Source organism: Parabacteroides sp. AF17-28 (assembly GCF_003479205.1).
Lineage (GTDB): Bacteria > Bacteroidota > Bacteroidia > Bacteroidales > Tannerellaceae > Parabacteroides > Parabacteroides acidifaciens.
In genome coordinates this window covers 264,546-276,653 of record NZ_QUGV01000003.1, presented here as the reverse complement: position 1 = coordinate 276,653, position 12,108 = coordinate 264,546, and the positions used below count along the sequence as shown (strand labels likewise).

At 51.4% G+C, this 12,108-nt stretch carries 11 protein-coding genes; all 11 read right to left on the bottom strand.

Translation table 11 applies throughout. The annotated features are described in order from the left end of the window. Nucleotides 1-134: 134 nt before the first annotated feature. The 11 genes from DWW90_RS03580 to DWW90_RS03530 all read right to left on the bottom strand — a co-directional run bounded on the left by DWW90_RS03580 (nucleotide 135) and on the right by DWW90_RS03530 (nucleotide 11,990). Nucleotides 135-1,229, bottom strand: coding sequence for an ABC transporter permease (locus DWW90_RS03580; protein ID WP_122344012.1), 1,095 nt, complete (start codon nucleotides 1,227-1,229; stop codon nucleotides 135-137). Between the two features lies 1 nt (nucleotide 1,230). Beyond that, the gene (locus DWW90_RS03575) at nucleotides 1,231-2,319 is read right to left on the bottom strand and encodes an ABC transporter permease (RefSeq protein ID WP_122344029.1); all 1,089 of its coding nucleotides are present in this window, start codon (nucleotides 2,317-2,319) and stop codon (nucleotides 1,231-1,233) included. 4 nt (nucleotides 2,320-2,323) lie between these two features. Next, the gene (locus tag DWW90_RS03570) at nucleotides 2,324-3,058 is read right to left on the bottom strand and encodes an ABC transporter ATP-binding protein (protein WP_122344011.1); all 735 of its coding nucleotides are present in this window, start codon (nucleotides 3,056-3,058) and stop codon (nucleotides 2,324-2,326) included. Nucleotides 3,059-3,320: 262 nt separating this feature from the next. Beyond that, nucleotides 3,321-4,241, bottom strand: coding sequence for an ABC transporter ATP-binding protein (locus DWW90_RS03565; protein ID WP_122344010.1), 921 nt, complete (start codon nucleotides 4,239-4,241; stop codon nucleotides 3,321-3,323). 33 nt (nucleotides 4,242-4,274) lie between these two features. Continuing rightward, entirely contained in the window at nucleotides 4,275-5,138 is an 864-nt protein-coding gene (locus DWW90_RS03560) for an HlyD family secretion protein (RefSeq protein ID WP_233547641.1), read from the bottom strand. Nucleotides 5,139-5,374: 236 nt separating this feature from the next. Then, a complete protein-coding gene (locus tag DWW90_RS03555) occupies nucleotides 5,375-6,625 on the bottom strand; it encodes a TolC family protein (protein ID WP_233547640.1) in 1,251 nt (416 codons plus the stop codon). 77 nt (nucleotides 6,626-6,702) lie between these two features. Beyond that, on the bottom strand, nucleotides 6,703-7,347 hold the full coding sequence (locus DWW90_RS03550) for a TetR/AcrR family transcriptional regulator (protein WP_122344007.1): 645 nt from the start codon (nucleotides 7,345-7,347) through the stop codon (nucleotides 6,703-6,705). A gap of 123 nt (nucleotides 7,348-7,470) precedes the next feature. Beyond that, nucleotides 7,471-8,472, bottom strand: a complete 1,002-nt coding sequence (locus DWW90_RS03545; RefSeq protein ID WP_122344006.1) for a glycoside hydrolase family 43 protein — start codon at nucleotides 8,470-8,472, stop codon at nucleotides 7,471-7,473. 10 nt (nucleotides 8,473-8,482) lie between these two features. Beyond that, nucleotides 8,483-9,685 carry an L-serine ammonia-lyase gene (locus DWW90_RS03540; RefSeq protein WP_122344005.1) on the bottom strand — a complete coding sequence of 401 codons (1,203 nt, stop codon included), beginning with the start codon at nucleotides 9,683-9,685 and terminating at the stop codon, nucleotides 8,483-8,485. A 39-nt stretch (nucleotides 9,686-9,724) separates the two neighbouring features. Beyond that, complete coding sequence (locus tag DWW90_RS03535) at nucleotides 9,725-10,855, bottom strand: acyltransferase family protein (RefSeq protein WP_122344004.1); 1,131 nt, start codon at nucleotides 10,853-10,855, stop codon at nucleotides 9,725-9,727. A 19-nt stretch (nucleotides 10,856-10,874) separates the two neighbouring features. Then, nucleotides 10,875-11,990, bottom strand: coding sequence for an acyltransferase family protein (locus DWW90_RS03530; RefSeq protein ID WP_122344003.1), 1,116 nt, complete (start codon nucleotides 11,988-11,990; stop codon nucleotides 10,875-10,877). Nucleotides 11,991-12,108: the final 118 nt, after the last annotated feature.

Here is a 12,108-nt window from a genome sequence, read left to right as displayed (position 1 = left end):
TTGCTATTTAGAGACATTAGCTTGACGGCTATGGCGCTTGACGCGGGGCCGCAAAAGAACAGGCTTTATCGATCAGTTGTTTATACTGCCGGCTCTAATGCGATCCCGCGTCAAGCGCGGAAACGAGGAGCTCGTCAACTGTTTTTCCGGTAACTCAAGACAGCCAGGACATTAAAGAACAAGGCAAATAAACATATAATCACAAAGTGTCCCGACATATCGGCAAGACCGCTTCCTTTCAGATAAACCATCCGCATCACTTCCACTAAATAGCGGATCGGATTGAACCGGGTCAACACCTGCGCCCATTCGGGCATGCTGCTGATCGGCGTAAACAAACCGCTCAGCAGGACAAAGATGATAAAGAAGAAGAAAACCGTAAACATCGCCTGCTGCTGGGTGGAAGAGATGGACGATATAGCCAGTCCGAAGCCAGTAAAAGCCATCAAATAGACAGCCGCAAACAGGTAAATGATTCCAAGGTGGCCGACCGGAACCAGCCCGTAGACCAGCCAGGCGACAAGCGCCCCTATCGTAAGCAAAACCAATCCGATCACCCAAAACGGAATTAACTTGGATAGCAGAAACAAAGCTTTCGGAACAGGCGTCACATTGATCTGCTCGATCGTCCCCTTCTCCTTCTCGCTCACGATATTCAGGGCGGAAAGGAAACCGCCGATGATCGTCAACAGGAACGCCATGATCCCCGGGACCATATAAATCTTATAATTCAGATGCGGATTAAACAGGTTCGTCACCCGGACGCCTCCCATCTGCCCGGCGGCGGGAGAAAGACCTTTTTCCTGGTTGAAGTCCATCAGGATGGACGAAAGGTATGAGCTGCCCATTCCCCCTTTCGTCCCGTTCACGGCATTGGCGGCGATCAGCACCTCCACGCCCCCTTCGCGCCCTAAGCGTTCCTCGAAGCGGGAAGGGATTTCCAGAATGATATCCGCCTTGTTGCTCTCGATGGAGGTGAGCGCTTCGTCATACTTCGCCGAGACGTCGACCAGGTTGAAGTAACCGGAAGAGAGTACCTTCTCCCTTAATTGTTGGGAAAGGACGGAATGGTCGTTATCCACGATGCTCAGGTTGATATTGCGCATCTCGAAATTTGCGGCAAAAGGAAGGATCACCAGCTGCAGGATGGGCAACAGGAAAATGATACGGGGCAGGAAACTATCCCGTTTGATCTGCTTAAATTCCTTTTCCAATAGATACTTCAACATATTACAATCGTATTTTAAAACGTTTCACACTCAAGGCAACCAGGAAAACCGCCATACCGGCCAGGATACTGATCTCAGGCAGGATCGCCCTCGCCCCCAATCCTTTTATCATGATATCTTTTACCGCGGAGATATACCACCGGGCCGGAACGATATTGGACAGCACTTGCAGAATCTTCGGCATATTCTCGATCGGGAACATCATCCCGCTGAGCAGCATCACCGGAAGCATCAATACAACGGCACTGACCAGCATCGCCGCCTGCTGCGTATCGGCCACCGTCGAAATCAGCAGCCCCAGGCAGAGCGACACTAACGCATAGAGGATGGACACCGACACTAACAGCGTCAGGCTGCCGGCAATCGGCACACCTAACAGGAAATAGGACAACGACAGGATCGTCGCAATATTAACCAGGCTCAACAACAGATACGGCGTCGCCTTTGCCAGGATGATATAGACCGGCTTCATGGGCGACACCAGCAGGACTTCCATCGTCCCGATCTCTTTCTCCTTCACAATCCCGACAGAGGTCATCATGGCGCAGATCAGGATCAGGATCAATCCCATCACCCCGGGCACAAAGTTATAGGCGCCTTTCATCAAAGGATTGTAGAGCAACGAGACGACTGGCGTAATCGCGTTGTTAATTGAAAATTGAGAATTGAAAATTGAAAATTGCTGAAGGATTGCGGTTGCGTAGGCGGCAAGCTGCGTTGCCTCGTTCGGGTCGGTGGCGTCGGCCAAGAGCTGGACGGAGGCGTCGGGCGAGGAGGCGTATTGGGCGGGAAAGATGATGAGCAACCGCACTTTGCCCTGCCGGAAAAGCGCCTGTCCTTCCGCCTCGCTGTTGACCATTGTGTAGAGTTCGAAGTACTCGCTGGCGGCAAGATGCTCGATCATTTTCTGCGTCACCTCGTCCCGGCTCTGGTCCAGGATGGCGATCGGGGCACGCTTGATCTCGGTCGTGATCGCATATCCGAAGAGGATGATCAGGATGATCGGCATTACTAACAGGATCATCATCGTCCGCTTATCCCGGAAGATATGATAGAATTCTTTTCTGATGAAAGAGATAAATTGCTTCATACGTTTACTCTCCTCTTTTTGCATTTCGAGCCAGGGCCCGGAAGACATCGTTCATATTATCGGCCTTGAAAGTTTTCTTCAGTGCGGCGGGACTGTCGAGCGCTTCGATCTTGCCGTCCACCATGATGGAGACACGGTTACAGTATTCCGCCTCGTCCATATAGTGAGTGGTGACAAAAACAGTGATGCCTCGTTGTGCCGCCTGGTAGATCAGTTCCCAGAACTGGCGGCGGGTGACGGGGTCCACGCCTCCGGTCGGCTCGTCCAGAAAGACGATGCGGGGCTCGTGGATGACGGCGACAGAGAAGGACAGCTTCTGTTTCCAGCCGAGCGGCAAGGCGTCGACCAGCGTGTTGCGTTCGTGCTCCAGGTCGAGCACCCGGAGCAGTTCGTCGGTCTTCTCCTTCAACCGCTTTTCGGGCAGGCCGTAGATGCCTCCGTAGAGGCGGATATTCTCCCAGACTTTCAGGTCGCCGTAGAGGGAGAACTTCTGGCTCATGTAGCCGATATGCCGCTTGATCAGTTCCGTCTCCTTATAAATATCGAAACCTGCGACTTTCCCGCTGCCCGACGTGGGCGTCGAAAGGCCGCAGAGCATACGCATGGCGGTCGTCTTCCCCGCCCCGTTCGCCCCGAGGAAACCGAAGATTTCCCCCTCGCCTACCGAGAAACTGATATGGTCGACGGCGGTAAAGGTGCCGAAACGCTTCGTCAGTCGTTCTGTTTCTATCACATTCATCTTTTACTCTCTTATCAATGTTCAATACATTATATATACAGGCTCAAAAACTCTAAAAATACGATCCGGCCCCCCGGAAGGGAGCTCAAAAACTTTAAAAATGCGTTCCGGACCCCCGGACGGGACTTTTAAAACTCTAAAATCGTAATCCGGACCCCCGGAAGGCATTTTTAAAACTCTCGAAATGCAATCCGGACCCCCGGAAGGCATTTTTAAAACTCTCGAAGTGCGATCCGGACCCCCGGAAGGCATTTTTAGGGTTTTACAACGCCATGAAACAGTCCTCGATACCGGGTTTTATCGGCTCGATCCGGATATCCGTATGCCCTTTTGCCTCTAAAAAGCGATGCAACTCCCGGATAAAGGCCGCCTCTCCCGCTCTCGCCACCACCTCCTTGCCGACGGCGAAATGCTGGGCATCACCGAAGGAGAAACAGGAATCCGCATCCGGATAGCTCCGAAGATCGAGCAGCAAAGGATACATCGAAGCGGAATGGACGGCAAACAGCCGTTTGTCGAACGTCGCACGGATACCGTCCGGCGTATCGACCGACAGGCAACGTCCGCCACGCATCAGGGCGATGCGGTCGCAACGCGAAGCCTCGTCCATATAGGGCGTCGAGACCATGATCGTGATCCCCTGACGGCGAAGGCGGTCCAGCATATCCCAAAATTCCACGCGGGAAACCGGGTCGACACCCGTCGTCGGCTCGTCCAGGAAAAGGACATCGGGACGATGGATCAGCGCGCAGCTCAGGGCCAGCTTCTGCTTCATCCCGCCGGAGAGTTTTCCGGCCCGCCGCTTCTTGAAAGGCTCGATCTGGACGTAGATATCGCGTATCAGATCGTAATTTTCCTTGATCGTCGTATTGAATACGGTTGCAAAGAAATCGAGGTTTTCCTCCACCGTCAGATCCTGATAGAGAGAAAAACGCCCCGGCATATAACCGACTCGCCAGCGGATTTCCTTATAATCGCGCACGACATCCAGGCCGCAAACCGAAGCCGTCCCGCTATCGGCCAGCAGCAGCGTGGTCAGAATCCGGAAAAGCGTCGTCTTGCCTGCCCCGTCGGGACCGATCAGCCCGAACAGCTCCCCTTCGCCAATGTGCAACGAAATATCCTGCAACGCCCGCACCTCTCCATAAGCCTTATTGACCCGCTCAATCACAACCTCCCTCATCGCTCGCATTTTTTAATTTTTAATTCTTAATTCTTAATTAAACCTCGCTTCCCCATATTGCCCGATCTTCAGATAGCCGTCGTTCCTGACCGCGATCTTGATGGCGTAAACCAGGTTGGCCCGCTCGTCTTTGGTCTGGATTCCTTTCGGGGTAAATTCGGACTTCTCGGAAATCCAGGTGATTGTACCCGGATATTCACGCTGTTCCTCTTCTCCGAAATCGGCAAAGACGCGGACGGTCTGCCCTAACTTCAACTGCGTGAGTTGGTCGGCGGTCGGATAGGCGCGCAGGTAAAGAAGATCCGTGTCGGCTATTTTATAAAGGGGCTTGCCGGCGGCGGTGACTTCGCCCGGTTCGGCGTATTTCACCAGCACGGTGCCGGATTGCGGATTGACGATACGGCTCTTCTGCAACTGGTCGTCCAGTTGCATGATCTGATAAATGATACTTTCGGCTTCGGCATCGGCTCCGCCTGTTGTCTTGTTCAAGGTGGAGTACTGAGCATCGAGTTGTTTCTGCAAGACTTTAATGTTGTTGACGATGTCGTCCACCTGCTTCTGGTTGCCGGCTTTTGCCTTCACTAAGTTTTCCATACGCTGCTGCTCGCTGCGGGCAACGGCGATCTGCTGTTCGAGGGAGGCGATCTGTTTGCGGATATCCGGCTTGCGGATGTCGATGCTGCGAAGGCCCGCTTCGAGTTGCTTCTTCCGGAGATAGAGCTGCGTACTGTCGACATAGCCTAAGACGGCACCGGCTTCCAGGCGGTCGCCCTCCTGCAGGTTCAGTTCCATGATCTTCCCGTTGGCTTCCGAAGAGACGATCACTTCTGTCGATTCGAACGCTCCGGTAGCATCGAAGGTGTTGCCGTTACCGCCACAGGCGGAAAGAGCCAACATCAGAGTAAATAAAAGAATCGGTTTCATATTGATTTGTATTTAATTCGTTTATGCAAATAATGATTTATCGGTACGTTTGCTCGTATTTACCGGACGCAGACGGGCGCAGATTACGCAGAGGAACGCAGACTTATTTTCTTTTAAAACAATAAATGATCTGCGTTCGTCTGCGTCATCTGCGAAATCTGCGTCCGGTAATACAAACATAGCGACTCACCGTTAAATCATCTTTTATATTATTCATTCGTCGTGTACATATAATTATAGATAGCCTGCAACTGCTGGACGCGATGTGCGGCGGCGGCCTGGCGGGCGAGGTCTTCGGAGTTGATCTCGCGGATCAGGTCGGTGACGGAGATCACGCCGTTTGCCAGTTTGACTTCGGCGGCCTTTTTGATACTGGTGCGGAGGCGGATGATTTCGTCGTCGGCTTTCATCAGGTCGGTCATCTTCCGGATCTCGCTATTCTGCTGCGTCAGCTGGAGGCGGGTGTTAAAGAGGAATGTCTCCCGTTGCACTTCGACCGCCTGCCGGCTGGTTTCTATCTTCCGGCGGTCGTTCTTCAGTGTGTACAGCTTTCCCATATTCCAGCTCAGACGAATACCGGCCACATAAAACGCACTGAAGCCATCTTCCAGCATGTTCAGACCGGGACGCCCGTAACCGCCCTGCACGAAAGCGCCGATACGCGGCATCAGGCCGGCAGTCAGCTGTTTGTTCTGCAATTCAAGGAAGTTGCTCTTCGCATCCAACGCCTGCAATTCGGGGCGGTTGATGACGGGAGACAGCGTCGTGCTACCCGGCAGCGAAGGTTCCTCCAGGATAAACTCCTTCCCCTCCGGCCGGCCGGTCAGCGCTGCCAGCATGCTTCCGTAAGCCGAACGTGCCGCTTTCAGTTCGATCTCTTTCTGGCGGGCATTCAGCAGTTCCACTTCCATACTCTCGCGATCGGACAGGTTGGCGACGCCGTTGTCCATCATGGCGGAGATGCGGTCGATATTGATTTGCAACTCTTTTTGGAGCAAACCGTTCTGGCGGATCAGTTCATCTTGCAGGAGGCAGCCGAAATAAAGCTGGTTGACCCGGTCGTTCAGGGTGTAGAGATCGCTCTTCAACTGTTCGCGGTCGGCAGCGGCCTGCGCCTCCGTCAGCTTACGGGTGGAACGGATGGCACCGCCATCCCAGATCGTCTGGTTCACTTCGGCAAGAACCTGGTACTGGTCTTTGCTCATCGTCGGGATCTCGAAGCCGGGGATCAGGGCCGACAGTTTATCGGCATCGAACGGCAGCTTCGTCACATCGCTTTGATACGAGGCTTTTGCATTGACCGACAGTTGCGGCAGCCAGCCTTTTGCGGCGTTGGACAGATTGTATTGCTCTGTCTGCTCGATCAGTTTATACTGCCGGATCTGCGGATAGTTCGCATGTGCCCATTCATAGCACTGGCTCAGCGTAACTGTTTCCTGCGCTCTTGCCTCTCCCGGCATAAACGGCAGGCAGAGAAGCAGCAAAGCTATCTGTTTCCAGTTAGTCGGAATCATTCGTTTCATATTCATCTCTCCTTTTATTCGTTAGTTGTCCGGGGTTGGTCCGGGGTAAACAACCGGATCATCGCATCCGCAATAAACGCTTTCCGTTCCCGCAGGAAGACTTCAAACTTGCGGGGATCACCGTCCATGAAAACATCTGTCAACGGATTCCGGATCAGTATCGGGAAGATGACCAGACTCAACAGCGTTGAAGCCGTATAGATAAGCGGCACCTTTTTCAGCAGTCCTCTTTCCATCTCGTCCGTCATCTGTTCCTGCAACTGCAACAGAGGCTTGACACGTTCCGGATCTTTCATGATCGTCCGGTACAAATGCTCCGGATCGCGGTTGAACTCACTCACCACGAAGATCGGGAATAACGGGTTGGCCTGAATCATCGCCATATACTGATCGATGATCTTCGGCATTTTTTCCAAACAGGAAGTCGGTTCGTCCATGATCTTTTCGATATTCGGCAACAAGGCATTCATCAACTGCCCGAAGATAGCGTCGAAAAGCATTTCCTTCGTCCGGAAGTAATAGTGCAGAGCCGTACGGCTGATTCCGACTTCAAGGGCTACATCACCCATTTTGGTCGCTTCATACCCTTTTCTTACAAACACCTGTTTAGCCGCTTCTATGATCCGGCTTTCCATGTCCTGAAGTTCTTCTGTATTCATCACTATAATGTTATTAAATATTTTGTCTACTATGTCTGACACATGTGTCAAAAGTAGCGCAAAAAAACAGGAGCGCAATAGCTACGCCCCTGTTTTTAATATCTTTTAGAGATTACCGAATGTTTACTTCTTTATTGTACGGGCGGAAACTCCCTCAAAAGTCATTTTAACAGGATTTATGAATCCGTTCTCATCAAACGTCATCCGATCGATACAGGTTACACGGTGGTCACGAGCCGTATCATTAAGCGGACGGCGGTGATAAACGATGTAATAGTCTTCCGAACCCGGCACGTGCATAACGGAATGGTGTCCCGCACTGGTCGCAACCTCCGGATCTTGCTGGAGAATCTTGGCTATGCGTTTGAACGGACCGAAAGGAGAATCGGCTATCGCGTAGGCGACGGAATAGTCCGGTCCGCCCCAACCGCCTTCGCTCCACATGAAATAATACTTGCCGTTCTTTTTGAACATAAACGGACCTTCGACATAGTTTTCAGGCGTCACTTCCCTGTAAATAGTTCCGTCTTCAAACGGCACCAATCCGGTAAAGTCATCATTCAGCCGGACAATGTTACAATGTCCCCAACCGCCGTAATACATATAGTAGCTGCCATCGTCATCGTGGAAAACGAACTGATCGATCGGCTGTGCCCCGTTCACAATCTCATTGATAAGCGGCTTACCCAGCAAATCCTTGTACGGCCCATCCGGACGGTCGCTGACGGCAACCCCGATCCCGCCGATTTCGCCTTCATGCACATCGTTAGCGCCGAAGAAGAAATAATATTTGCCATCCTTACGGATAATGGACGGAGCCCACATCGCCTTCTTCGCCCACTTAACGGCAGACGAATCGAGCACGGAAGAATGTTTCGTCCAGTTCACCAGGTCTTTGGAAGAAAAACAGTCGAAAAAAGTTTGATTTTCATACACATCGCTCCAGGTCGGGAATATCCAATAGGTATCGTCGTAAATGATTCCTTCGGGATCGGCATACCAACCTTCAAACACCGGATTACCACTGGTCAACACATCATCTGCGACAGCCTGCTTTTGCTTCGGCTGTCCGCAGGCCACTAAAGCGGCTGTACATAAAAACACAAACAAACTATTTTTCTTCATATCTCATATATTAATGTTCCATATTCTTAGCCAGACCGCCCTCGGATGTCTCCTTATAAAGGCTCGGCAGGTCATTGCCGGTCTGGCGCATCACCTCTACTACCTGGTCGAAACTTACCCGGTGCTTGCCATCGGAGAAGTTTGAGAAAGTATTGGCATCCAACGCACGGGCAGCCGCAAAGGCATTCCGTTCGATACAGGGAATCTGTACCAGGCCGCAAACCGGGTCGCAGGTCAGTCCCAAGTGGTGTTCCAGCCCCATCTCGGCAGCATACTCGATCTGCGCGGGTGTCCCTCCGAACAACTGGCTGGCAGCCGCTGCCGCCATTGCGCAGGCAACTCCCACTTCTCCCTGGCATCCCACTTCGGCACCGGAAACAGATGCATTCGTACGGACGACGTTTCCAAACAATCCGGCCGTCGCCAACGCACGCAAGATGCGGGAATCGCGAAAATCGCGTGACTCCTTCAAGTGGAACAAGACAGCCGGCATGACTCCGCATGAACCACAAGTCGGCGCCGTCACAATCTGTCCCCCGCAAGCATTCTCTTCGGAAACAGCCAAGGCATAAGCATAAACCATTCCCCGACTTTTGATACTGCTGCCATAACCTTTGGCACGAATCATATAGTCGGATGCTTTACGGCGGATTCCCAGGCCGCCGGGCAAGATACCCTCGGCTTCAAGCCCGTTATGGACAGCCTGTTGCATCACTTCCCATACTTCAGCCAGATAATCCCAGATTTCCGGTCCTTCACACTCTTCGACATATTCCCAATAGGAATGACCTGTCTTTTCGCACCAGGCTTGTATATCCCGAATCGTATGCATTTCGTAGACCTGTCCTTGCGTCAGCTCGTTATAGGTTTCGTTTGCCAGCGTACCGCCTCCGATACTGTATATTGTCCAGCTATCCAGTTCTTCGTCCTTTTCATTGAATGATTCGAACAGCATGCCGTTCGGATGAAAAGGTAGGAAAACTTTCGGTTCCCAGGTTATATTTGTCTTAGCCACCGGAGTCAGCACCTCGAGGATTGCAGCATCCGTCATATGCCCTTTGCCTGTAGCCGCCAGGCTGCCATAGAGCGTGACGTTAAACCGCACTGCACCGCGATTGCGTTCCAGAAACATCCGGGCCGCCCGCATCGGTCCCATCGTATGGCTACTGGACGGTCCATGACCGATCCGGTATATTTGCTTAATAGATTCCATCTGTTTTTTGTTTACTTTTTAGATATTCACATTTACCATTTATACTTTTAAAAATATATTGCGCTTATAAAGCAGCCACAAAATTACATAAATAATCAATGCATTCGACGCCGCAATCAAAGGTGAATAATAATTCCCGATATATTGCTCCAATCCGTGAAAGAGGGATGTGCCTATACACCTGAAACTAATCACATTGGCTAACATATACGCCACAATCGAATTCATACCGTACACCTTCAGCCAGGTAATATTCTTCCGGTGTCCCTTATAATCGATCCAGTAATAGAACAACCCCATCAACAGGAAACAATAACCGCTACTAACCAACACCATCGAACTTGTCCAGATCTTCTTGATGACCGGCAACTGCAATCCCCATAACCAGCCCAGTGCAACCATTGCCGCACCGATGCCCAACAGCCATTGCCATTTGCGTTTCTGCTCCATCCCGCTCTTCAGGATATGTCCGGCAAAAAGACCGGTCAACACCGTCACGCCAAAATTCAGGCTACTCAATATCCAGGTATACCGGTAATATTCGGCAAACACGACCTTCCCGTTCTCGACTACGGCTCCATCACGGAACCGTCCTAAAACCGTACGGTCTATCCATTCCGCCAAGTTTCCGTCCGGCGTATAATTGCCGCCACCGTAACCATCGACCGAAATGAACTGCATCGCTCCCCAATAAACCAGCAACAAGGCAACAGCCGTTCCGATCTGCACAGACAGACGCACGTGCAGGAACAGCATTGCCGCAATCAGATAGCCCATCGCAATCGCCTGCAACGTGTTCGAATAAAGATAAATGCGATCCGGATCAAGCCCTAACAGATTTCCCTGGCACATCATACCAAAAATCCAAAGCAGGACCACACGCTTGATGATACGCCGGTAAACCGCCCATTTGTCCGGCATCGCCTTATAACGGGACAGGGCAAACGGCATCGACACACCCGCCATAAACATGAAGAGCGGCATCACCAAATCCCACGAAGAGAACCCTTCCCACTTCACATGCGAGAATCCCCACAAAAAGTCATTATACCACGACGCATCAATCGCACGTCCCAGCGGATGCAAAATTCCTTCCAGCGCCACCAGGCAGAACAAGTCGAAGCCACGCAACACATCGAGCGACTCCAGGCGATTAGTAACAGGTTTCATAAGAATTACGAGTTATGAATTACACTTTTAAGAATATCCGTTGACGATAGAGAAAATACAGGAATCCCCAGCAAACAGCGATATAGCCGACCGAAATAACCAATGGTTGGGCTGCTTCGGGCATCAGCCTTGCGATCCCGCCAAACAAAGCATCGGATGTAAAAGAGAAATTCACAAACTCCTGTGCCAGATAGATCGTAATCGAGTTCGTCCCGATCACCGTAAAGAAGAGTGTCCATTTGCGGAAATTCAGTACATCGACAATATAGAAGAACAACGCGAACATCCAGACCGAATAAGCTCCGACCACGCAAACAAAAGAGCTTGTCCACAGATTCTTATTGATCGGGAAGAAAAGCCCCCACAACAAACCAACCGCTAACAGCACAGCACCGGCAACGACCAGTCCGCCTACTTTCTTCTTATCCGTCAGGCCTTCCCGTTGCAGCTTGATAAATTCGCCCGTAAACATCCCCAAAAGAGCCGTAGCAATCGCCGGCACTGTCGAAAGGATTCCCTCCGGATCATGCACCGTCAGATGCAGGCGTCCGGGTAACAGTATGCGGTCCACATAGCCAACCAGCGAACCTTCCATCGTAAACACGCCTGCCCCATTTCCATCTGGTGCGGGAACAAAGGCGAGCAGCAACCAATATCCGACCAGGATAGCCGCTGTAATCCAAACACGCGTAATCGTCCGGGTATTGACAAATATCAACGCTCCGAACATCCACGCCAAACCGATACGCCCGAGAACGCTGGCGTAACGCTGGTGCTCGAAATCAAAATTCAGCAATCCGTTATAGATAAAGCCGAACAGGACCAGTGTCAGTCCCCGGCGAACGATCTTCTTATAGATATCGGCATCCGTCTTCCCCTGTTCCCGCTGTTTCTCCAACGAAAACGGGAACGAAATACCGGCAATAAACAAAAACAACGGAAATATCGTGTCATGGTGCGTCAGCCCGTCCCACTTCACATGGTGCATCTGGTCGGCAATCGCCTGAAAAAAAGGATTCGGAAACAACGTTGCCAACGCAACAAAAAGGGAAGCCCCTCCCATAATAAAGAACATGTCAAACCCTCTCAGGGCATCCAGCGACAGCAACCGCCGGGATTGTTTTTGTTTTTCCATATATACTATTTGTCTTTTGAGTTGACCTTATCGATTGAAGATACAAATATAGCTTTTTTCCCGAATAAGCAAGATATATAAGAAGCAGATATCGATCGAACACCAGCTCTGGCTCACC